The following is a 22,660-nucleotide window of genomic DNA, read 5'->3' on the forward strand; positions in this document are numbered from 1 at the left end:
CAACCATCCCTACTTTAAAAAAATAGAAGAAAATGAAACCACTTAAAATAATGCTAATGGTATTCGCTGGACTGTTTGTAACAGGATGCGAAAAAGTTATTAAAGAGGATCTTAAAACAGCAGCGCCTAGATTGGTTGTAGACGCCTCTATTGATTGGGTTAAAAACACAGCAGGAAATGAACAGAAAATCATATTGTCTACAACGACAGGTTATTTCAGCTCCGAATTCCCGGGCGTTTCCGGAGCAATAATTACGGTAACAAACCCTTCTAATATCGTTTTTGATTTTGTTGAAATGCCTGGAACAGGGCAATACATCTGCAACAATTTCCTTCCTGTTATTGGTCAGACCTATAATTTAAAAATCGTTTTGAACGGAGAAACCTACACCGCCTCGGAAACCTTTACCCCCGTTCCTGAAATCGAAGATAACATTGATCAGAACAGTAAAGGAGGCGAGGCCGGTGATGAAATGGAGATAACATTTTACTACAAGGATGATGCAAGTCAGAAGAATTCTTATCTGAACAGTATTACTGAGCCTCATTCAGCTTTTCCCGAGCTGGAAGTTGAAGACGATGAACATACCAACGGTAATTTAATGCAGGAGTCCTATTCTCAGGAAAAATTAAAGGCTGGCGACCAGGTAGACATAAAATTGTACGGAATTTCAAAAAGCTACTACAATTACATGTTCAAATTGATAGTAGCTTCCGGGAATGACGGCAACCCTTTCCCTACAATACCAAGCGCCGTTCGCGGAAATATCGTCAACCAGACTGATAATAATAATTACGCTTTCGGGTATTTCAGGCTGGCAGAAGTTGCTACTAAAAGTTATACAATCAAATAATCAGGTTTTGTGAGCGGAATAAACATTGCAGGTTATGCGTCAGGTCAGAATTCCGCTCACTTAGTTTTGGAGCAAGTTCAGCGATTCCCATAATGCTTATTGATACAGTGTTTTCTGTGCACAATTGGATAAGGAGCTAACTTTGTGAACTATTGTAAAAGAACAGTGATTGTTCGTATTCGAACACCTTGTTATTGTTAAGTGTTTGGTAGTCAATCGTTTTAAATTCGGCACTCTTAATGTGATACAATAAGTGAACTATACGTTGTCTCTAAACTTGTGGTATGATAAAAAGCTTTTTCAGAATTGCTGTTCGCAGCTTCTTTAAAAATAAGGTACAGTCGTTTGTTAATATAGCCGGACTGACGGCCGGGATGTTCGTTACGATACTGATCGGACTTTGGATTTTCGATGAGCTTACCTTTGATAAATATCACCGCAATTACCATCAAATTGCCCAGGTGATGCAGAACCAGTACATGGGCGGCACAACGAAAACCGGGGCAGCAATACCACGGCCACTGGAGTTTGAGCTGAAGAAGAATTTTGAACATACGTTTAAGCATATTGTCATGTCGTCGTGGAAATGGGGACATTTGCTGGGCGTAGGCGGAAAAACCATCAAACAGTCGGGTGTATTTATGGATTCCGGCGCACCTGACATGCTTGGTCTGAGAATGATTGCCGGAAGCCGGAATGCCCTGCAAGACCCTTCGTCAGTGCTACTGTCGGAATCGGCAGCTAAAGCGCTTTTCGGCAAAAAGGATATATTAGGACAAACGATTAAACTGGATGCGCGATTCTCGCTAAAAGTGGCTGGTGTGTATGAGGATCTTCCATATAATACAACGTTTAACGATGTTCATTTTATTGCACCCTGGGACTTTTACGTTACTACTGAAAGGTGGCTTAAAGAAGCTGCTGATAATTGGTTTAATAATTCTTTTCAGCTTTTCGTTCAGCTGGCCGGCAATGCCGATATGCAGCAGGTATCGCATGAGATAAAAAATGTTAAATTAAATAATACCCGTTGTGCGGTTTAAGCGGCAAGGGCATGTTTTAAGTGATTAATGGGTTTGTTGTTTTTGAAATTGATCAACTGCAGAACGGCTACGCCACTTATCTTTGAACACATCCTTGTGAAGAGCCCGCTGAGCGATTTTGCATAATTCCTTTTGATGTAAAGGTGGTCGCAAAGCTGAGAAAACAGAGTTTCCACTCTCTTGCGGACGTATCGGTAAGAAGGATTCCAGAGGGTTGTTCTTTTCTTCATATTATTCCTTAAAGGGGTGATTAACCGAATCCTGTCCTGTTCAAAAAGAGTGGTTTGATAGGGCAGGGATAAATATCCTTTATCTGCAATTAATTCACATTCATTTAGTTCCAGATTTTCAAGCTGGCTGAGATAGTGTACATCATGTACATTAGCAGCCGTTATTCCCATTGATACCGGAACACCGGCTTTCGAAATAATCAGTTGCATTTTGAACCCGTAATAATGCAGCCTGTGAGATGCATGATACCCTCTGGAAGGTTGTACATGCAAATCTTCTCTGCAAATGCTGGTCCTGGAAATCCTTACATTCTGACAAATAGGAACAGGTACCGAATCTATAATAAACTGGTGGTTATCGGGATTGATTATTTCCGATATAGGTTGAGCCACCAGGGCAATATAATCCTGAAGTCTCTTTCGTCTTCTGTTGTAATTAGACCGGTCTATTAAATTAGGAAACTCCCCGCTATATTCTGTTCTAAGTTTAGAAAACAGCAGGTTTTCCGAGTCAATACCCAGTGCTTCGGAACTAATAGACAAAGCAACTATCTCTATATCTGACAGTTTTGGCAAATTCCTGTACTTGAAGAAGTTGCCATCCGCTAACATATATTCTGTCAAAGCAAGTTTGCTAATCTCAAGAATCTTATCGAAATTGGTCTTTAAGTTGTGCATGTAAGAAAATGTCGAATACTTTCTTAATTTACTGCTTATCAGTAACGTGCACAACTTTATTCCTTCTTCTTTTTTCATTTATTTACTTTTACTCAAACCGCACAACGGGTTAAATAATATAAATAAGGACGAGCGGCAGTTTAAGCCCGAATTGTTCCTGCACCCTATGGAGAAATGGCATCTCTATAGTGAGTTTAAGGAAGGCATTAACACAGGCGGACGCGTTGAATATGTGTGGTTATTTGGCATCATCGGAGTTTTTGTACTGTTTCTGGCTTGTATTAATTTCATGAACCTGAGCACTGCAAGGTCAGAAAAAAGAGCCCGGGAAGTAGGAGTTCTGAAGTCGATTGGTTGTGACAGGAAAACCCTCATTTTTCAATTCTTCGGCGAGTCGATGTTGCTCGCTTTTCTAGCATTGGTGTTCGCTCTTTTCCTGGTATATCTAAGCTTGCCTGCGTTTAATTTAATAGCAGATAAAAAGATAGTGATCCCTGTAGCAGATGTATTTTTCTGGCTGAGCTGCATCGGTTTTACCTTCGTTACCGGGATTGTCGCTGGGAGCTATCCTGCCCTATACCTCTCTTCATTTAAACCTGTTAAGGTATTGAAAGGCACTTTCAGAACAGGGAAGGCCGCTGCTATTCCGCGGAAGGTGCTGGTGGTGATACAGTTCTCGGTGTCGGTGATGCTGATTATCGGCACGATTGTAGTTTTTCGGCAAATACAACTTACCAGGAACCGGCCGATTGGTTATTCGCCCGCCGGACTCATATCGGTTACTTCTTATACCAATGATATTCACAACCATTTCGATGCACTGCGTAATGAGTTAATGGGTTCTGGCTTTGTAGTAGATATGGCCGAATCGAACAGCCCGCTAACCGGCATCAACAGCAATTCAAGCGGTTTAACCTGGAAGGGAAAAGACCCCAGCATGCCTGCCGATTTCGGAACGGTAGGAGTTAGTCAAAGCTTTGGAAATACCGTGGGCTGGCAGTTTAAAGACGGCCGGGATTTTTCTGGAGAACTTGCGACAGACAGTTCTGTTTTAATAATAAACGAGGCGGCAGTGAAGTATATGGGCATAAAAAACCCGGTAGGTGAGACACTTCATTGGGGAAAAGATTACCGCATAGCGGGTGTGATTAAGGATATGGTGATGCAGTCGCCTTACGAGCCATCAAAGCCTACTGTCTTTTATTTGCGCGACGATCCGGGGGAAACTGTCACCCTCCGCATTAACCCGTCTAAGGGTATAAAAGAATCGCTTCGTTTTATTGAGGGCATCTATAAAAAATATTCGCCTGAGAGTCCTTTTGAATACACATTTGCCGATGCAGAGTACGGCAGGAAGTTTGAAGGGGAAGAGCGTATTGGCCGTCTCGCAGGAGCTTTTGCGGTTCTGGCTATTTTTATCAGTTGTCTGGGCCTCTTAGGTATGGCCGCCTTTACTGCCGAGCAGCGGACAAAGGAAATTGGGGTACGAAAGGTACTGGGCGCCACCGTTCTGCAACTATGGCAAATGATGTCGACCGACTTTGCGCTATTGGTAATCATATCTTTTTGTATCGCAGCTCCTATGGCTTATTGGCTAATGGATCTTTGGCTACAGAAATTCTCCTTCCGTTCTGATATTCCTTTCTGGATCTTCCTGTTGTCGGGCACCGGGCTCCTCCTTGTCACGTTGCTCACAACAAGCGCTCACATCATTCGCGTTGCTGTGAGTAATCCGGTGAAAAGCCTTCGTTCGGAATGATTTTTTTATACCTTTACCTATACCAAACCGACAGGGATTATGAAATTTAGATCCGATACCGATATCTTCTTTGACGTGTTCATATTTGGACCTGTTCTGATACTCCTGATACCGTTGTCAGAAATAATCATAAATATCAACGATAGCTCAGCAATTCTTTCGCTGATTGTTATTCTGGCGGTTATTGCGTTTTTCGTATGGGTGCGGTTCGGCACCTATTACGTGATTAAAGAATCTCAGTTGCTCTACCGCAGCGGGCCAATAAGGGGATCGATTGACATTCAATCAGTTCATACATTAATCAAAAACAAGACCCTCTGGGTGGGAACGAAACCGGCCCTGGCGAGGAAAGGAATTATCCTGAAATATAACAAGTACGACGACATCTACATATCACCCAAAAACAAAGACCAGTTTATTGCAGAACTTTTGAAAAGAAACAATAATATACAGGTTGAGGAGTCTTAATATTAACTCATTTTTCGGACAGAACAATGCTTAACGATACCTTAAAAAAACTGTACAGCAGAGACCTTGTTAAATTAAAACAGGAGTTGGAATTATATAACAACGAAGATAACATCTGGAATATCAGCAAGGATATTTTAAACTCTGCCGGAAATCTAAGCCTTCATCTTATAGGAAACCTCAATACATATATAGGAGCTGAACTGGGCGGCACCGGCTATGTAAGAAACAGACCCGAAGAATTTTCACTGAAGAATGTCCCCCGCCAGGAATTGATCAGTAAAATAGAGCGTACTATCGAAATGATCGACGCTGTACTTCCTTCGCTCACTGAAGATCAATTAAAAAGCGAATACCCACAGGCTGTGTCTGTTGGCAAAGTATCAACAGAATATTTTCTCGTTCATCTCGCGACCCATTTAAGCTATCATTTAGGGCAGGTAAATTATCACAGAAGACTGCTGGATTACTGATGCCTTAACCGTGAAATTTTGAGGGCTGTTCTTTTGAAGCTCTGTGCTGCTACAAAGGCAATATTCTTATCCTTTGAGAAGTTTCATCAATTATTATCAGCGCCCCTTTTTGTAAAACTTCTTCATAACGCTGGAGTACGGGAATTAAGATATTCTTAAGGTGACTAACTGTAACGTCCTGCGTTCTCACCTGAATCACGCTAGGCTTATCGGCACGTGTTAAAGCCAAGGCCGTTCCAAAGTCAAGATCATGAGAGAAAACAATATAATCATGTTCTTTTGCCCATTGAATCAGCAATACATCCGGAGCATCATACTTACCAATGGTACTCCAGTGAACAGCAGATATTCCACTCTCTTGCATAACTTCAACCCATTCGGGCGATAAGTTCATGTCGATTAAAATTCTCATGCCCTGGCAAGCGGAACCTCAATTTCTTCAGAACGCCAGGCTGCATAAGAAAGAGCCTCGCTGAGATCTTCAAACTCCATATATGGATACATTTTTAGAATCTCTTCAGCGGTGTATCCAGATGCAAGCAAACCAATTACGGTACCAACAGTAACCCTTAGGCCTCTAATACATGGCTTTCCGCCCATAACGTTTGGATCAAGAGTAATTCTTGTTAAATGCTTCATTTCTCAAGTGTTTATACAAAAATACATATATAAAGTGAATAAACCGGGAAAGACTGATGCCTTGCGAAAGCCGTAACCGCGCATAAACTAATCAGATGATCCAGTGATCCTTACAGTAAGCAATCAGCTGTTCGTTCTTGGAGAAGCCCAAAGCATCCCGGATCTGCCCCAACCGCTTTTCCACGCTGCTTAAGCTGCACGCTTTGAAGCCCTTTTGCTCCAGGACAAAAGGGATATTTTTCTGGTAAGTGCCCTGCGCCAGTTCAGAAATAATGATGATATCATAATTCGTAAAGTCGTGCGCATTCTTTGCCCGGACGGCCTGTTGAAATTCACCTGGAATATAAATCTGGTGTTTCGCGATCTGACTAAGAGCCTGCCTCATATCCTCTTCATCACGCGGACCTTTAGGCACATACCCATTGATCTCAAAACGCTCATAGAGGCTTCCGGCAATAGCAGGCTGATCTTCAGCAGAAAATACCAATATTTTCAGTCTCGGCTGAAGTCTCCTGGCGGCAGCGATCAGTTCGGTGCCGTTGTGCAGTTTTTGTTCTTTCCGGTCTTCACGGAACGAGAGATCGGTAATCAAAAGGTCGAAAGGAGTGCTCTCGCGGAGAGCGATCTCCAGCAACTTAAATGCATCGTCGCAATAATGAGCCTGCCGGATTTCAACAGTACCCAATGCTGTTAAAGTTTGCTTAACCCAGCTATTGACACTATGATGGTCTTCGGCGATTAAAACACGTTCAAACATAATAATCTGTTTATGCAAAGGGAAAGGAGATATCGATCCTAAGTCCTTTTCCCTCGTTTGCGCCAAAAATAATACGGCCGCGGATAGAATTTATACGGGTTCCCGTATTTGTTAACCCATTCTGATGAACGGTGCCAGGCTCTATACCAATGCCATCGTCGATATAAGTTATGTGGCAGGTATCACCCTTTGCTTCAAATTTCACAACCACATTTGCAGCCCGGCTATGCTTCTGCATATTGACCATCATTTCCTGCAGGACATATTTCAATTCCAGTTTCGCTTCTGCGCCCACCCTTTGCCACAAAGCCTGTTCATTGCCCACTACCAATACTTTGGTGTTTTCCGTTCCGAAGGATTTTAGCAGATCGCCGATTCTTGCCGGGAAAAATTCATCAGTATCGGCCAGTATTTCGTAGGAGATGTTCCTCGATCGCTTGTACACAAGCTCCGTGTGGCTCTGTAACCAGCTCCTATCCAGCACCTCGTCATGTTTGATCCTTTTCATGAGCAGATAGATGTCATTAGAAAGAGAATCATGCACATCTTTAGACGCCTTACGCCGGGTTTCCAAAATGGCCTCCTGTTTTTCCAGCTCTTTTCGTTTTTTCCACTTGTTGTATCGCATGCGCGCCACAATCATTAAAATCAACAGTACGACAAAAGCACTAATGAGTAATACATTGCGCACTACCAGCTGATATTTTTTCTCTGCGTTATCTTTTTGAAGCTTCAGGTTCTCTGTTTGATTTCGCTCTACATCATACCGTATCAGGGCGAACTGGTTCCCGGCAGCTCTCCGTGCATTTACCAGGCTATCATTCAATTGCTGATATTTTCCGAAAAAAGCCTTGGCCGCCTTTGGCTCACTCAGCCGGATCAGATACCCCAATGCTTCCAGTTCATCATCCGGACTTCCAATTTGCCTGGCAGCTTCGTGCATAGCCTTTGCATAAAACAACGCAGAATCAGGACGGGACTGCGTATAATACTCAGCCAGGTGTGCAAAGCTAGCGCTCAGGCCCCACAGGTCCTTTTCATCCCGGCGAATTTTCAATGCTCTCAATAACTCTCCTAATGGATTATAGTCGGGATGATGTCGCCATTTGCTGATCGCCATATTCGTTAATATCCGGGCATACGTTTTTTTACGCGCAGTCTGAGGCAAGATCTTCGAATATATTTTTAAGGCTTCCGGATAGTTGTTCATTCTTTGATAGGCCAGGGCCTTGTTATTATAGATTGCCAACCGGAATTTATGGTCATTCGAGAACCTGAGTGCCAGATCAAAGTAACCCGGAGCAACAGTATAGTGTTGTAATTTTATGCTTGCAACTCCCAGTTCGTTATAATCAGAAGCCAGGCATTTATAGTGTTTTTCATTACGGTGATCTAGAAACCGAAGCGACATAGACAGGCTTTCCTGGGCGCCGAAATAGTCACCCGCGTCCGACTGAATAACAGCCATCTCGTTGTAGGCTATAGCTATCTGCAGGCTATCTTTCGAAGCTGTGGCTACTTTGTTCAGATAGTAAAATGCAGAATCATTTTGCTTATCCAAAAACGACTCGGCCTTTTGAAGCTCAGGAGAAATAATGATAGGTGGCGGAGGCGGATCCTCCCGTCGGCATGCTAAAAAGCCGGTGATTAGCAATAGAAGAAGTGACAGGCGGTAATACACTGTTTTTTAGGCAAAATAACAAAAAATTAAAACTCCTGACATACACCTGTCATAAGGCCCGCCGACATTTGTGTCAAATAAAATAAAAACAAATGATAAATCTCGTTTCGATCAGGATCATTACTGAAAATGTAGGTAAACTTTTAGAGTTTTATGAGCATATAACCGAAGTTAAGGGCATTCGCTTTACAGATGACTTTGCAGAATTACAAACTGCTCATGGAACACTCGCTATTGGCAGTACGAGAACATTGCAGCTCTTCGGCGGATCGGAAGTAGCTAAAGCAGCCCAAAACCACACGGCAATAATTGAATTCATTACAACCGATGTAGACAAGTTCTATCAGGAGGAATCTGTGTTTCTGGCACCCTATTTAGTGCAGGAGCCAACGACAATGCCATGGGGCAACCGTTCACTACTGTTCCGCGATCCGGATGGTAATCTCGTCAATTTTTTTACCCCGCTTAGCGCAGAGGCCATTAAAAAATTTGAAGGTAAGATTTAACAGCGGAGCTAGTGGTCGCCACCCGGTATGATTTCGAGCCGGGAATTCTTAATATGAGAATGAATTAACATGGTGTGCTGTTTCTTCACTACATCAAATTCACCTGCAGCTACCAGTACAGGTACGGCGATACGTGTATAATCCTTACCCCTCTTTAGGGAAGATGCCTCAGTTGTTCGGAATTTCCGAACAACTGAGGCATCTTATGACACTAACTTAACTATACGATGTTATCGTTAGGCCGTTTAAAGTTTTGCTTCAAATAGAAATTTTTAGGATATTTGTAGTATGAAAGCAGTGAAAAAAACAGCTACGGATAAATCTGCCGGCGGTAAAAAAGCTGCCGATAATAAAGATAATCCTTTTTTTAAATTGATGGAGGACAAAAAGCGTATTGCCAAAGCGGTAAGTGAAAACGTGTCATTGTCATCACTTGAGGATATTAAGTTTGTCCGCCCTCTATGACATAGAAAAAGCCGACGACGGCACTTCTTATAAGTTCACTACAACTTCCGGATTAGTTTACGTTGCTTATTTTACTGAGTTTATCCTGCTCGATGTTAATGGCGAGGAAATTCAGGTCGTTTCATTCGGTTTTGCCTGTGACCGCCCCGATGAAACAAAAAGGCATGATAGTCGGGTCAAATTGACGATCATTTATATTGTTGAAGAATTTTTTGCGACTCAATCAGATGAAGCACTTTTGTATATGTGCGTGGATGGTGACGGTAAAGGTAAAGGGCATAATCGCTATATTACCTTCGGGCGCTGGTTTCGGGAGGCAGGCGGCCTGTTGGAGAAATATAATTTTGCATCCAGGGATCCCAAGGCCCGCTTCTATAGTTATTGGGGACTATAGATCTTAAAAATTGATACTCGTTTACAGGATGAAACCGTCTGGCTATCGCAGGCACAACTTTGTGAACTATTTCAAAAGTCGAAAGCAACAGTAAGCGAACATATTAAAAATGTTTTCGAGGAAGAAGAATTAGATGCCGGTACAGTTGTTCGGAATTTCCGAACAACTGCTTCTGACGGTAAATCTTATGACACTAACTTCTATAATCAATCCGGCGACTTCAAAGATCATTCCGAAGGCAGTCGTTCGGGAACCAAGGGCAATGGTTTTGATAGCCGGGCGTTTGAAGAGTTCAGTTCATTCTGTCGTTAAGTTGTGTAAATTTGTTATAATGATAGTTACCATCGCATAATCCGGCGAACCGTTGCTGACATATACAAACGGACAGGTCTAATGACAGTTAAATTAAAAGACATATCTTCTGAAGACATTGGTGATGTTTTATTGAAAGCAGAGAAATCGTTTGGCTTTAAGTTCAGCGACGACGAACTCAAGGATGTAAAGACATTCGGCGAACTATGTGACATTATTACGCACAAGACCCAGGGTGTTAATTCTGACGACTGTACCACGCAACAGGCATTTTATAAGCTCAGGGGAGCGATAGGCACAGCTCTTCAAATCGATAAAAAAGAGTTGACTGTTGATATGAAGTTGGAGGATCTGTTTCCACGAAAGCACAGACGAAGACAAATCAGAGAAGTTGAACTTATTTTAGGTTTTCAGGTCAAGGTGCTACAGCCGAAACAACTGTTAGTAACCCTGCTTATTGTCTTTCTATGTGCGTCTCTAATTGGATTGTTCTTTGATTGGCAGGCAGCGCTTGCAGGCTTATTACTATCAATTGCCGGATTCCGAATTTCGGAAAGATTTGGAAAGGAGTTTAGTCTTGAAACAATCGGACAACTTACGGAGAAGATTGCAAGAGAAAATTATAAAAAAGTAAGGCGTAACGCAGAAACAATAAACCGGGTTGAGGGGATTTGATTGTAGAGAAACGTAATAATAATGGTATTTTAGTGCAATGAAACTGAAGAACTTTATCCTCTGTCTTATAATATCTGCTCCCATTATAAGTTATGCACAGCCAACCGATCCTGCACTTATAAAAAAGCTTAGCGTTAACGGATTTTGCCTTTGTAAAACATCCCTAAGCAACCTGAAGCAATCATTGCCCGACTTAAGGCAAGTAGAAGTAGAGGAAATGGATTTACCCAAAAAATGTTTCGGGCAAGACTCCAGATATATAGCAGGTACAGGTTATGTTTCTGATAAGCAGGCAGGGATAGTATTTCAAAAAGATCCGGAAACGGACTATATCAGTAAGATTAGATTGACCCGGCAGTTTAAAGGGAACTTACCCGACGGTCATTACATCGATTTAGGTTCGCTCCGCTTAAAATAATGTAAATCATGAGAAAGATTGTCTTTAGTTTAATCGTGTTACTATCCACCTCTGTTATTTTTCATGCGAAGGCTCAAACAAAAAAAACCGATAATTATGATTTTTTTGATTCTGTCGTAAATAATCACAATCAAATCTTTCAATTGTCTTGCATCCCATCAGCTGTTGAAATGGTACTGAAGTATTATAAAGTCGTAGGTTCTGATTTCTACGACTTGCAAAATGAATGGAAAAACAAAACTGATGGTTCTTTCCGTGACTTTAACAATAAAGAATTATACGGAATTACTTTTTTTCAAAAATTTGTATTGCCCCGGGATACAACCTTTCCGATAGACAGCCTTTTTCAAACTATAGAAAATGAATTGAAGTCTGGGAGAAAGGTGATTATCTCACTTCCGTCGGATACGGGCTGGCATATGTTTGTCATCTGCAAACAAACGCCGGATGGAGAATTTGTTTCATATAGCAAACTTGGAAGCCATACGTTAATACTTAGAAATACAAAAGAAATTGTGAAAAAATCTAACGGTACGGAAATCATGACTTACAGTACTCCCCCTGGTTTGTAGGGAAGAGGATATGCCAGTTTTTTATTCAGTAAGGAAACACCAGCAAATATTGAGCTGCCGTGTTATTTTTGGGGAAAGCTTAAAGCTCCTTATTTAACTGCACGCTGTTTAATAACCCTGGCTAATGTGGCTCGGTCAAGTTTCAATTTGTCGCCGTTCCAGATGGCTCTGTTAAAGGATCCGATAGTAACCTCTGGTGGCGAAAAAATTCGTTTCGAGGGTTTCTCGCATTCAGGCAATGATATCTTCGTTGTGTGCGATAGAGCGAAATGAGAGTGTATTGTTGTCGGTCGGTCGCAAAGAAGTAACCTTAATACGATCGGAAAACACAGTCAGGGAACGAAAGGTACCCTTGCCTGTGAAGTGGATAAAAGCACTTACGTCTGTGCAAACGTATCTTTCATGCTTTGTAACGCAGCTTGCTTTAAACTTGCTTCAATGACTCATCGATGTAGCTAATCTATCCCTGGCATTTGTGAAAAAGATACGAGGGAATTAAATAAGAAAAAGTAGATTACTCTTATTATATCCTCTTCCTACATCTTCGATCGGCAGCGAGCAATACGGCAGCATTACGGTAGCCTGGCGGTGGCAATGTGGCAGGATCTCAAACCAGGGTTAGAACAGGGATGGTACTATTTAACCCGTTTGAAGTAAACCCTGAGTCATAGCAGGTTGCTCCCCAAACCAGTACATTACAAAACGATTGTGAATTATATCTGTTAAATAGTAATTTTGATATAAGAGTTAAAAGATATGCCACAGAACATTTCAGCAAAGGAAAAGCGCGGATTGAATGAGCAACAATTGCAAATGCTGAATCTTTTTAAGAAGCCAATGGCAGAAGAAGATTACAATGAAATCAGACGGGCTGTAGTCAGGATACTGGCCCGGAATGTCGACATTGAAATGGAACAGCTCGAAAAGGAAATGGAACGAGGAAACCTATAATCAATGGGGCAAGGAACATATGCGTACGCCCTATAAACCATGAAGATTGTATTAGACGTTAATATTCTTTTACAATCTATTGGCAGAACCAGTCTTTACCGCCCAGCTTGGGCTGCGTACTTAAATGAGGAATTTCAGTTATTAGTTTCTAATTCAATGTTAATGGAATATGAAGAGAAAATAGCTGAAAAGACAACAGAAACAGTAGCTTTAAACGTACTGGCATTGATTGGTGAGGCCGTGAATACGCAGTATATAACAATATATTACGAATGGAATGCTATCAGGTAGGATAAATGGCGTATCCCTGATTTTTATTGATGTCTTATAGCTTCTTAATAATTAGCGTATGAGTGCTTTCCGGATGAGGGCTGGAGCAGATACCATATCGCTCAGAACATCCAGGAAGTGATTATATTTTGCGAGAATTGGATGCACAACGGGAGTAGCATTGGTTTCGTTAGTTTTTTGGTAAAATTTCCTGCAGCCGATTCCATGGAAGTACCTGCATCCCATTACTTCTTTTTTGTAAGTCGTTTCCAGCATATATAACTGCTCCGGCCGGAGAGCCTGTTATTTTTTCCCAAAATTGAAGATTTTTAAAGTAATCACTGGTGATTGTTTTTCCGGCCTTTACTTCCACGGGATATAAATAGGTGCCTTTATCTATAATAATGTCTATCTCATTTCCGCTGTTATCACGCCAAAAGTAAAGATCAAAGGGAGTATTCCTGTTGTAGCGATCTTTTATGAATTCACCGACGACATAATTTTCAAAAATGCTTCCTTTTAAAGGATGGAGAGTCAATTGAGAGACACTTTTTATGCCTAATAGCGAGCAGGCAACACCAGTATCGCAAAAGTACAATTTCGGCATTTTAACCAGCCGCTTGTTGAAGTTTTGGTGATGCGGTTTTAATAAATGTATAATAAAGCTACTTTCAAGTACACTTAACCACGAAGCAATCGTTTTGGAATCTACCCCTGCCTCTATAGCCAGGCTGCTCATATTCAACAATTGTCCAATACGACCTGCGCATAACTTCAGGAATCGCTCAAATTGATTTAAATTACTAATGTTTTTTATTTGTCTTACATCCCTTTCGATGTACGTAGAAATATAATTAGGTAACCACTTCCCGGGGGGGATTTGATTATCAAATATCGGAGGATAGCCGCCGGAAAACAACGCCTCTTCAACAGAGAGTGATCTTTGAGCCGCCTTCTGTACTTCTTCAGTTGAGAAGGGGAGTAAGTACAAATAACCAATTCTGCCGGCCAGGCTTTGAGATATATTCTCTTGCAATAAAAAGTTATTAGACCCTGTTAAGATGAATTGCCCTTTTTCAGAACTTTCATCAAGAATCTGTTGCAGATACGAAAATAGTTCGGGAACACGCTGCGCCTCATCAAAAACAGCTCCTTCTTTGTATTGTTCCAGAAAACCGCGTGGGTCTTCCTGTGCAAATCTTCGTGTATCGGGATTTTCCAGCGACACATACGGCTTACTGCTGAAAACATTTCTGGCAAGGGTTGTTTTGCCCGATTGTCTTGGGCCAACAATAGCAACAGCCTTAAATTGCCTGGCCAGGATTTTTACCTCCCCGGTAGCTTCCCTTATAATCATAATGCAAATTTACAATTTCGGAATTGAATTCCGAAATTGTAAAAATATAACAAAGCTACAACTCCATGACCTCACAAAAAACAACAATTCCTGAGTTCCGGATGGTAAAGGAGATGATCAGATAGCTGATTTGGCAAATGTCACGATTGAATTTGTACAGAAAGTTCGTTCAGAACTGGCAAAGAAAAAGCGATAGCTGCATTTCACTCTCCAAGGAAAGCTTCAAGTTACAACCGATACGGATCACTTTTACGCTTTTACCTTAAAGACCAGAGTTCCGGGATTTGGTAAATAGAATAACCTACCAGTATTTTGAAAAAAAGCTCTTCTCTTTCGTTCCGTATATTAATCACGAGCCTCTGCAAAGAACTTGACTGATTATTAGCTCAAACATGGGGCGCAATAGTAAATCTTCCTTTGATGCACTTTGCCCAACTGCTCCATGAAAAGAAACTGCTTGGATGTCCAATGAAGGTAAGCTTAGCTGAACATCCCTCGGCTGGATTGGATAAAGAGCCCGTTCTTAGCGAGTTTTGCCTGATCTTTACCACACAAGCCATTTTCATTAATGAAGTTACGGGTGAACCGAAAATTTTCTAATTTAAGCCCGACTTCAAACCTATTTAAAGGGTAAGAGTGCGTAATTAGTCTGTTAAATATCTTTCGGAATAGTTATTCAGGTTCGTTAACAACATTGAATCCGATAAAAAGAACTTTTGGCTAACATTTCTTTGTCTGGTTGATTTGAAAAACTCGATTAATAATGTCAGTTCATCTGAGTTTAATGAAGAGTAGGCATTATAGACGGATACCTTTTTAAACTCATCAAAGTTGATACTGTTTATTTTTTCGTTAATCTTAGCCGTACTCCAATTTTTCGTTTGTCCTGCAAATTTTATTCTTGAAGTGCAATAGGCGGTAAAAAAATCTTTTAGTCCACTTGTGTTCACGAGTTCGTCAATAAGTTTGCTGTTGTTGTTTGATGGCATTGCCATTGCGGGAGGCGGGCCTTGTGCCAGAACGGAGATAGAGCCTGTGAGAAGTGTAATCAGAAAGAGTATTTTGATCGATTTCATGGTTTAAAATTATTAGACTAAAGTATTGAAAAAGCATGAGTTTGAAGAGTAAATATTGAGCTACTCGAGCCTGTATTTAGTTCCAAAGTTCTTGTCGTCTGTAATTATATGATACTTAATGTTAAACCTGTTTGCCACAAAAAAATATGGAATCATTTCAGCTACCAGTGAATTGGAGAAGAACAACAATTCACTGGCTTTATTCCAGCCGGCCTTGAGTACATAATCGGAAGACCGGTCGCCTATAAAAAAGTTTCCATACTTCGGTATTTTATTATTCTTTTTAATGACCGAAATATGCAAAGGGCCATCGTTATGAATACTATTATAACGGTAACAGGCTAACACGTATTTGCCATCGGGAGAAGGACTCTGTGAAACTATATTAAGAGTGTCTCCGGGATTGATATAATCAAAAGGAGACACATTTACCCTTATTCCGTTCATGGTTGTATCGGGCATATGAGCCTTTACTCCCGACCGGATAGATTCCATAATGTCGGCTTTGTCAGACAGTGTACCCATATTGGCCTCCCTGAGGTCCACCTTCTTTTAGTACATTATTAACGTTTATTGTAAATAAAACATACATTAGCCAGTACAGGGGGGAGAAATGCAGAGTTCGTTTTCGTTAGTTATGTGCTTAAGAATTAGGAGGGTAAAAGGCGTGTAGCACATCCTCGAAAGCAGACTGAGGTAAAGCTTCAGCAAAACAGATAATAAAATATATACGGAGTACCAAAAGTTCTGTTTTACGAAGATACGTTCGACCATGCATTGTGAAAGGAAATTATGTGGTTATAATTCGATTTACAGGGATGTTAAAAGCCAAATTCGTTACGGCTTATGAAAAGGATGATATTTCAAACATTCTAAACTCGCCAGACTTCATTAAGTGTAAAGAATTTTTCGGTGAAAAGGCATAAAAAAAACGTTGATTCGGGTTCAACGTTAAAAACCTTTGTAGATTCCATACCAAGGGTAAAGAACAATGCAAGGGTAATGAATTAATGCGTTACCTGCAAATATTTTCCCTCCTTCCGGTTTCCCGTAAAATAATCCCTCAGCCTTCCTATAGCTTTGAAATATAATCAAAGCCGCAACACCATGACCTCACAAAAAACAATCAAAAATGACCGTGGTCATTTTTTTCTATCAACATACCCTGTAACTTTCATAAAACTTTATTCAACAGCAGAAACAAACTAACCAAATACCGTTCAACCAAGCCAATCACAATATGGACTTTCGAGATTCAATACTGCAGTTTGCGCCCTCACCTCCCTTTATACAGTTGCTGGGCTACGATGTATTTAACCCTTTCGAAGTGAACCCCAAGTTCATAGCCGACATCGGGATCAAGAAAGGGGAGAAGGTAGACTACGCCATTATGCGCGAAGGCAAGCCTATCCTGCTGATCGAATGTAAACACTACAGCGAAAACCTCGACCCGCACAACTCGCAGTTGTTTCGTTACTTCCATACCACGGAAGCGAAGTTCGGACTGCTCACCAACGGCATCACCTTCCGGTTTTATACCGACCTGGTGACACCTTTCACCACCATCACCAAGAAGGCCTTCAACCTGATCGTGAGCGACCTCATAAACGACCGCCTCAAGTCGGCACTGAAGACTGAAACCGCCGAGGCCGAGCCGCTTACCGGGGAGCAGGAAGAGCAGGATGTAAAGGTGGAAAACGGAATTGAAACCACCCAGGAAGAAGCAGAGGCATACCTCATCATCAAGTCGATCCTCCGGCAGAAGATCGACCCCCAGCGGATCCATTTAAGAGATGCGCAGTCGTATTGCGCCATCCTGTTCGACGATAACAACCGGAAGCCCATCTGCAGGCTCTATTTTAACGGGAAGAAGAAGTTTGTGGAGATTCCGGATGAGAATAAGAAGTTCAGCAAACATGAGATACAGGTGCTGTATGATATTTTCGGGTTGGGAGATAAGTTGATGGAGGTGGTGGAGGGGTATGAAAGGTCTCGTAGACGGATGATATGGAGATGCAATTTAATAGAAAGTATAGCACTCTGTTAGATAATTTAGCATTATGGAATTTGAGAAAAGAAGAAAACTCTTAAATTATAGAAGAAAGAAGAGTGAATCGTTTACTGCGTTAAAAAAGACAGTGAAATCAACATGGTATTACATCTACTATTTTGGAATATACGAAATTCTCTTTTTGTTTGTGGAAAAGGAAAAAGATGCTCTTCAGAAGTTGACCGATAACGAATACAGAGAGATCTTTATAAAAGGACGAACCAAAGAACAAATTCAGATGAGTTATCAAAAAGCATGGGAGGCAAAAAACTTTGAGATTGATCTTTATTGGAGACGCGCGACTTATTTCTGGGCTTTTCAAATAGCAAGTTTTGCGGGTTATTTCACTGTGCTGAATTCTAAGCAATTTGAGGAGAATAATCCTAAAGATCATGTAATATTATACTTTGTTGTATGCATTGGCTTTATTACTGCTTTAGCGTGGGCTCTAATCAATCAGGGTAGTAAAACATGGCAAAGGCATTGGGAGATACATGTTGATATGCTTGAAGATGAAATAACCGGACCTCTTTATAAGATTGTCACGACAGCTAAGACTTATTCAGTGTCAAAGATAAATGATTTAGTTAGTCGATTTTTTACATGTGTATGGATACTTCTGGCTATCCACTATTTCGGCAATTATATTACATTTAATCCATACTCTAATGGCGGATTAAATTGGATAGTTATTTTGATAAGTATAATTGTATTATTCTTTGTTGGATCTATGCAATGGGGATATGGACGTGGTAGATTTGGTGAGAGAGTCGTTCGGTTTTATTCAAGAAAGTTTAAACCACAGTAACTATAGAGGCAAGATACTTTAAGAAGATGCTGATGGATATTTAAAGATTATTGAGTATATTATTATACATATGACTACTAGTTTTTATACTGATTTTACAGAATCGGAGAAGGAGGTTTTAAAAAGGTCTGATGTTATTGATGCCCTAGACAAGCTAAATAGTCTTTTGCTACAAAATAAGCGAATTTTCCTGATTGGTGCAGGTTGTTCTAAATGCGTGGGATTGCCACTTATGAATGAACTTACGACTAATGTTTTAAATGCCTGTAAGGCTACTGTTGCAGGTAATATCCTAAATGAAATAAGAAAACAATCAAACGATAATGGAACTATAGAAGACTTCGTAAGTGAATTAATTGATTATCTAGCTATAGGTGAAAGAAGATCTGCGCTTTGCGGCGATGAAGCTAATGCAACAAAAATAAAAATAGGGGAAGTAGAATATGATTGTTCAGTTCTTAGAAGCTCGATTAATTTAATAAAGGAGGAAATAAGAAAAGTTATTGATCAGAAAGTTAATATTGATATTCATCGTTTATTTGTTAGGCATTTACACAATACTCAACGACCAGGCAAACCGAGTGAAAGGGAGAAGGTCGATTATATAATTTTAAATTACGACACGTTGTTCGAAGATGCCTTAGCTTTTGAAAATATAACGTTTGTTGATGGCCTTAGCGGGAACTCATCTGCATATTGGTGTCCTGAATTGTTTTGTGCAGAAAATCAGTATGCCAGAGTAATTAAGCTTCATGGTTCAATAGACTGGATCTTATTTGATAAAGATAGCTTACCTAGAAGAGTAAGTCCAAGAATTATTGATGGAAGAGTTGCGACATCGACCATGATTTACCCAGCTACGACCAAGTATGCAGAAACCCAGCTTGATCCATTCGCAAGGCTATTTGATGTAGCGAGATCAAGCCTCAAAACATATAAGGAATCTCAAAAGGTATTGGTTATAATAGGGTACAGTTTCGGAGATGCACATATAAATAGAGAGGTTGAAAACGCTCTTTTGACTGCGGAAGGTCACTTAACTGTGATTATATTCGCAAATGATGAGAATAACATAACTATAAAAAGATGGCGACACTCGGGAATGTTCGGTAAGAATGTACTAGTATACGCTGATAAAGGAGTTTTTCATGGAACTAAAGAAATCGTTTCTTTGAAGAATGGAGAAGCCCTTGAATGGTGGAAGTTTGAAAAATTGACCAAATTAATAAGAGGAGAAGCATGAGAAATATTGACGATCCTAGACATGTAATAGAAAATTTATTTATAGGGGAAATAATTGAAGTCGATGGCTCTCACATCGTTGCAGAACTTGATAAGTCTTTATCTGAATTAGCGCGAACTTATGAAGGGAACACCTATTTGGTAGGTCAATTTGGTTCTATTATCAAAGTGCACTTTGCCCATAAGATTCTTTACGCATATGTGGGGCGGTTAAGAATGAGGTCTGAGTATGAAGCTGAAAAGGGGATAGTTGTTACTGACGCTTCAGATGAAAGAGTAGTGGAAGCGGATCTTTTCGGAGAAGGGACATGGATTCTTGATTCAGGAGAATGGAAATTGTCATTTGGTCGAGGCGTTTCCTCTTATCCTCTTCCTCAACAATATATATATCTTACTCCACAATCTGAACTTAAATACATATTTGGGAACAATAAAGAAGACGTAATTTTACTGGGCGAGCATGTAAGCTCAAGCGGTACGCCGTGTTACGCCAATATTAATGAATTAGTAGGCAAGCACACAGCGATTTTGGGCTCTACGGGATCAGGTAAATCTGGGACTGTAGCTAAAATTATGCATTCTTTAATTGATTATGGAAAGGATAAGGAGGCTTGGAATCCTAGAATTATAGTTTTGGATCCACACAACGAGTATAGCAAAGCATTTCCGGCAGGCAATCTGCTTTCAACAGACGAGGGCACTTTAAAACTTCCCTACTGGTTTCTAAGTTATACAGAAATTGTCAATTTGGTAATTGGGAAAACGGAGTTTGCTGCGACATCTCAAACAAATATAATTAAGAACGCTTTGCTTGTAGCAAGAAAGGAAGGCGCTGCAAAAATTGGTTTGGACCCGGATAAAATAAATGTTGATTCTCCTATACCGTTTCTTTTAACCCGGTTTAAGGAGGTTATTGAAGCCGAGAAGCCACCCCAAGCTTCTAAACAGGATTCACATAATTCAATACTTCAAAAGCTTGAAAGCTTGGAAAGGGATGTACGTCTAAAATTCATGCTGGAGGAATGGACGGTCGAAGCTGACCCTTTTATTGAGATCCTAACACTATTAATTTCAAAAAGTCAACCATGCATTATAAACCTTTCTGGCGTTCCAGATGAAGTGGCGGGAATAACAAGTTCTGTTATTGCTCGTACACTATTTAATTTAAAAGTTTGGCAAACATTAGAAGAAAGAAAACAAGATCCTATGCTCTTAGTTTGTGAAGAGGCTCATAGATATGTGCCAAATCGAGGTGAAGCGCAGTATGAAGCTGCGCAGGAAGCAATTAAAAGAGTGGCAAAAGAAGGTAGAAAATATGGTATAGGCTTATTGCTTGTTTCTCAACGGCCTGGCGAATTGGAGCCAACAGTGTTGTCTCAATGTAATTCATGGCTTGTTCATCGGATTACCAATGATAATGATCGTGAGAGCATTAAATCTTTTTTTCCCGACAGTATGTCCGGGTTAGTCAAGATGTTATCAGGACTTCGACGTAGAGAGGTTATATTCGTTGGACAAGCGGCTGCATTACCTTCACGTATTTTGATTGAGAATTTGGACGATGACAAGTTGCCAAAATCTAATGATATATCTTTTACGAAGGGATGGGTAAATGCTTATTTGTCAGAGGAATCATTAAATCAACTAGCTAAACGTTGGCGATATTTAGTAAGGGAATAGAGGATAAAATCACTATTTTAACACAGGCATTTCTGTTACCAATTTCGATAATAGTCAGGAACAACTGGAAAATACTATGGGGTGGAAGACTTAGAATCTTTTAGTGAGGAAAGGCTGGCTTTTAACGCTAACCTGGTACGTAGCATCATCTACTCGTTGAGCTGGTCATGTTTTCCGATCATCAGTCAAAAATTCGGCACTCTTTGTTCAAATCTGGGAGTTATGAAACGAAGCACTAGTCATAGTTAACAATTTAAGCTGATTTCAATCTCACTTCTCGTTTTTGCAGTTATCAATTAATCTGAAATAATCAATCCGGACAACCGCCAGTTCATTATATTATCGATTCTCACGTCCTACTTGTTTAAATCTTCTGCAGGGCAGCAGTCCCTTCCTTTCTTCATAGTATTATCACACTCCTGTTGTTGTAATGCCATATCGCCAAAAAGGCATCGCGTTGCCATAGAAAAAAACATTTCCGTTTTCTATTCTAGCCGGACATAGTCTTGATTTCTCTACATGGATTAAGCCCTGCGTTGAACCCTTAAATTAGAAAGGGACAGTAAGTAAATAAAAAGCACTGCTGAACTATCCATAGAAATTGAAGACTAAAACTTACCTTCCTCGCTTAAGCCGCTATCGAGGGAAGGGTAAGGACAGGGATAAGCATACATAAGTTTTTATTTCCTTTTTGGATACTTCCTTTTCATTAATGTTCCCTTTTATTAACTCGGTAAGGTCTTTATAATGAATTCCTTCGGTGGTTAGAGATTTTGTTCCAAATCCGATTAAAAATTTGTCTTTATCCTTAAGTAACGGATCAAGTTGCGATTTTGCATTAATTACTCTTTTGGTCATAATTGTGTTTAGTAAATTTAGGTAACCTTTAGTTTGCCGATAATATATCTATCTTCGATTTTATATTCTACGTTTATTCACATAATCAAATATAAATTCTTCAAATAACATTCACAATGCCAGGAAACAGTAAAGTCTTTGGATCCTTCAGGGTAGCAGCTAACGAAGAAGTAAAGGTCGTTGGACGAGCAGGTGTTTGAGCAAACATTAACCAAAGCCAAGAGGCCGCAGACCAACAGTATTTGTGACCGCTTCCACAGGACGATACAAGATGAATTCTATGCCATTGCATTTCGGAAAAAAGTTTACCGTAGCATTCAGGAACTACAGAAGGATCTGGACCGCTGGATGCACCATTATAATCAGGAGCGTACTCATTCAGACTCGCCTTTGAACGAACAGTATAGCTTTATAAATAATTCTATTATAGAATTTAACACCACT

Annotated in this window: 25 protein-coding genes and 1 pseudogene; 18 read left to right on the top strand and 8 right to left on the bottom strand. The window is 40.4% G+C overall.

The window, feature by feature from the left end; all coding sequences use genetic code 11:
* The first annotated feature begins 32 nt into the window (after positions 1-32).
* Positions 33-854: a DUF4249 domain-containing protein gene (locus BDE36_RS09735; RefSeq protein ID WP_141814713.1), complete on the top strand. Its 822-nt coding sequence runs from the start codon at positions 33-35 to the stop codon at positions 852-854.
* Positions 855-1,138: 284 nt separating this feature from the next.
* Entirely contained in the window at positions 1,139-1,897 is a 759-nt protein-coding gene (locus BDE36_RS09740) for an ABC transporter permease (protein WP_141814714.1), read from the top strand.
* Here BDE36_RS09740 and BDE36_RS09745 read toward each other — a convergent pair.
* Positions 1,894-2,805 (bottom strand): IS982 family transposase, encoded by a 912-nt coding sequence (locus BDE36_RS09745; RefSeq protein WP_420837439.1) that lies wholly within the window; start codon positions 2,803-2,805, stop codon positions 1,894-1,896. The two genes, BDE36_RS09740 and BDE36_RS09745, sit on opposite strands and share 4 nt — an antisense overlap.
* Before the next feature lie 166 nt (positions 2,806-2,971).
* Between BDE36_RS09745 and BDE36_RS09750 the strand changes: the two genes are divergently transcribed.
* The 3 genes from BDE36_RS09750 to BDE36_RS09760 are packed head-to-tail and all read left to right on the top strand — an operon-like array spanning position 2,972 to position 5,505.
* Positions 2,972-4,564 (top strand): FtsX-like permease family protein, encoded by a 1,593-nt coding sequence (locus tag BDE36_RS09750; protein ID WP_141816548.1) that lies wholly within the window; start codon positions 2,972-2,974, stop codon positions 4,562-4,564.
* Between the two features lie 39 nt (positions 4,565-4,603).
* The gene (locus BDE36_RS09755; RefSeq protein WP_141814716.1) at positions 4,604-5,032 is read left to right on the top strand and encodes a PH domain-containing protein; all 429 of its coding nucleotides are present in this window, start codon (positions 4,604-4,606) and stop codon (positions 5,030-5,032) included.
* A 26-nt stretch (positions 5,033-5,058) separates the two neighbouring features.
* Positions 5,059-5,505 carry a DinB family protein gene (locus BDE36_RS09760; RefSeq protein ID WP_141814717.1) on the top strand — a complete coding sequence of 149 codons (447 nt, stop codon included), beginning with the start codon at positions 5,059-5,061 and terminating at the stop codon, positions 5,503-5,505.
* A 49-nt stretch (positions 5,506-5,554) separates the two neighbouring features.
* Here the strand turns inward: BDE36_RS09760 and BDE36_RS09765 are convergent, their stop codons facing one another.
* From BDE36_RS09765 to BDE36_RS09780, 4 genes are all read right to left on the bottom strand, one after another.
* A complete protein-coding gene (locus tag BDE36_RS09765; RefSeq protein WP_235904239.1) occupies positions 5,555-5,899 on the bottom strand; it encodes a DUF5615 family PIN-like protein in 345 nt (114 codons plus the stop codon).
* 14 nt (positions 5,900-5,913) lie between these two features.
* The gene (locus BDE36_RS09770) at positions 5,914-6,144 is read right to left on the bottom strand and encodes a DUF433 domain-containing protein (protein WP_128769198.1); all 231 of its coding nucleotides are present in this window, start codon (positions 6,142-6,144) and stop codon (positions 5,914-5,916) included.
* Between the two features lie 91 nt (positions 6,145-6,235).
* Complete coding sequence (locus BDE36_RS09775) at positions 6,236-6,901, bottom strand: response regulator (RefSeq protein WP_128769183.1); 666 nt, start codon at positions 6,899-6,901, stop codon at positions 6,236-6,238.
* 10 nt (positions 6,902-6,911) lie between these two features.
* Complete coding sequence (locus BDE36_RS09780; RefSeq protein ID WP_235904236.1) at positions 6,912-8,582, bottom strand: tetratricopeptide repeat-containing sensor histidine kinase; 1,671 nt, start codon at positions 8,580-8,582, stop codon at positions 6,912-6,914.
* Positions 8,583-8,674: 92 nt separating this feature from the next.
* On the opposite strand from BDE36_RS09780, the gene BDE36_RS09785 reads away from it, so the two are divergent.
* The 8 genes from BDE36_RS09785 to BDE36_RS09820 all read left to right on the top strand — a co-directional run bounded on the left by BDE36_RS09785 (position 8,675) and on the right by BDE36_RS09820 (position 13,166).
* Positions 8,675-9,088 (top strand): VOC family protein, encoded by a 414-nt coding sequence (locus tag BDE36_RS09785; RefSeq protein ID WP_235904234.1) that lies wholly within the window; start codon positions 8,675-8,677, stop codon positions 9,086-9,088.
* A gap of 288 nt (positions 9,089-9,376) precedes the next feature.
* Positions 9,377-9,553 carry a hypothetical protein gene (locus BDE36_RS23685; protein ID WP_161987591.1) on the top strand — a complete coding sequence of 59 codons (177 nt, stop codon included), beginning with the start codon at positions 9,377-9,379 and terminating at the stop codon, positions 9,551-9,553.
* Positions 9,537-9,947: a DUF6169 family protein gene (locus tag BDE36_RS09790; RefSeq protein ID WP_141814719.1), complete on the top strand. Its 411-nt coding sequence runs from the start codon at positions 9,537-9,539 to the stop codon at positions 9,945-9,947. Before BDE36_RS23685 ends, BDE36_RS09790 begins: the two co-directional genes overlap by 17 nt.
* Positions 9,948-10,340: 393 nt before the next feature.
* On the top strand, positions 10,341-10,934 hold the full coding sequence (locus tag BDE36_RS09800) for a hypothetical protein (protein WP_141814720.1): 594 nt from the start codon (positions 10,341-10,343) through the stop codon (positions 10,932-10,934).
* Positions 10,935-10,971: 37 nt separating this feature from the next.
* Positions 10,972-11,352: a hypothetical protein gene (locus tag BDE36_RS09805; RefSeq protein ID WP_141814721.1), complete on the top strand. Its 381-nt coding sequence runs from the start codon at positions 10,972-10,974 to the stop codon at positions 11,350-11,352.
* A gap of 8 nt (positions 11,353-11,360) precedes the next feature.
* Positions 11,361-11,924: a hypothetical protein gene (locus BDE36_RS09810; protein ID WP_141814722.1), complete on the top strand. Its 564-nt coding sequence runs from the start codon at positions 11,361-11,363 to the stop codon at positions 11,922-11,924.
* Positions 11,925-12,680: 756 nt separating this feature from the next.
* Positions 12,681-12,875, top strand: coding sequence for a hypothetical protein (locus BDE36_RS09815; protein ID WP_141814723.1), 195 nt, complete (start codon positions 12,681-12,683; stop codon positions 12,873-12,875).
* A 39-nt stretch (positions 12,876-12,914) separates the two neighbouring features.
* Positions 12,915-13,166 (top strand): PIN domain-containing protein, encoded by a 252-nt coding sequence (locus BDE36_RS09820; protein ID WP_141814724.1) that lies wholly within the window; start codon positions 12,915-12,917, stop codon positions 13,164-13,166.
* Positions 13,167-13,335: 169 nt separating this feature from the next.
* Here BDE36_RS09820 and BDE36_RS09825 read toward each other — a convergent pair whose 3' ends face one another.
* The 3 genes from BDE36_RS09825 to BDE36_RS09835 all read right to left on the bottom strand — a co-directional run bounded on the left by BDE36_RS09825 (position 13,336) and on the right by BDE36_RS09835 (position 16,124).
* On the bottom strand, positions 13,336-14,502 hold the full coding sequence (locus BDE36_RS09825) for an ATP-binding protein (protein WP_141814725.1): 1,167 nt from the start codon (positions 14,500-14,502) through the stop codon (positions 13,336-13,338).
* A gap of 644 nt (positions 14,503-15,146) precedes the next feature.
* The gene (locus tag BDE36_RS09830; RefSeq protein ID WP_141814726.1) at positions 15,147-15,578 is read right to left on the bottom strand and encodes a hypothetical protein; all 432 of its coding nucleotides are present in this window, start codon (positions 15,576-15,578) and stop codon (positions 15,147-15,149) included.
* Between the two features lie 60 nt (positions 15,579-15,638).
* On the bottom strand, positions 15,639-16,124 hold the full coding sequence (locus tag BDE36_RS09835) for a hypothetical protein (protein ID WP_141814727.1): 486 nt from the start codon (positions 16,122-16,124) through the stop codon (positions 15,639-15,641).
* A gap of 694 nt (positions 16,125-16,818) precedes the next feature.
* On the opposite strand from BDE36_RS09835, the gene BDE36_RS09840 reads away from it, so the two are divergent.
* From BDE36_RS09840 to BDE36_RS24155, 5 genes and pseudogenes are all read left to right on the top strand, one after another.
* Positions 16,819-17,625: a type I restriction endonuclease gene (locus tag BDE36_RS09840; protein ID WP_141814728.1), complete on the top strand. Its 807-nt coding sequence runs from the start codon at positions 16,819-16,821 to the stop codon at positions 17,623-17,625.
* A gap of 13 nt (positions 17,626-17,638) precedes the next feature.
* Positions 17,639-18,436 carry a RipA family octameric membrane protein gene (locus BDE36_RS09845; protein ID WP_141814729.1) on the top strand — a complete coding sequence of 266 codons (798 nt, stop codon included), beginning with the start codon at positions 17,639-17,641 and terminating at the stop codon, positions 18,434-18,436.
* 70 nt (positions 18,437-18,506) lie between these two features.
* Complete coding sequence (locus BDE36_RS09850; protein WP_141814730.1) at positions 18,507-19,679, top strand: SIR2 family protein; 1,173 nt, start codon at positions 18,507-18,509, stop codon at positions 19,677-19,679.
* Positions 19,676-21,358: an ATP-binding protein gene (locus tag BDE36_RS09855; RefSeq protein WP_141814731.1), complete on the top strand. Its 1,683-nt coding sequence runs from the start codon at positions 19,676-19,678 to the stop codon at positions 21,356-21,358. The genes BDE36_RS09850 and BDE36_RS09855 overlap by 4 nt, the downstream gene beginning before the upstream one ends.
* 1,056 nt (positions 21,359-22,414) lie before the next feature.
* Positions 22,415-22,594, top strand: a pseudogene (locus BDE36_RS24155) (integrase core domain-containing protein); the annotation flags it as partial.
* Positions 22,595-22,660 lie beyond the last annotated feature (66 nt).

Origin of the sequence: Arcticibacter tournemirensis (genome assembly GCF_006716645.1) — a bacterium.
Lineage (GTDB): Bacteria > Bacteroidota > Bacteroidia > Sphingobacteriales > Sphingobacteriaceae > Arcticibacter > Arcticibacter tournemirensis.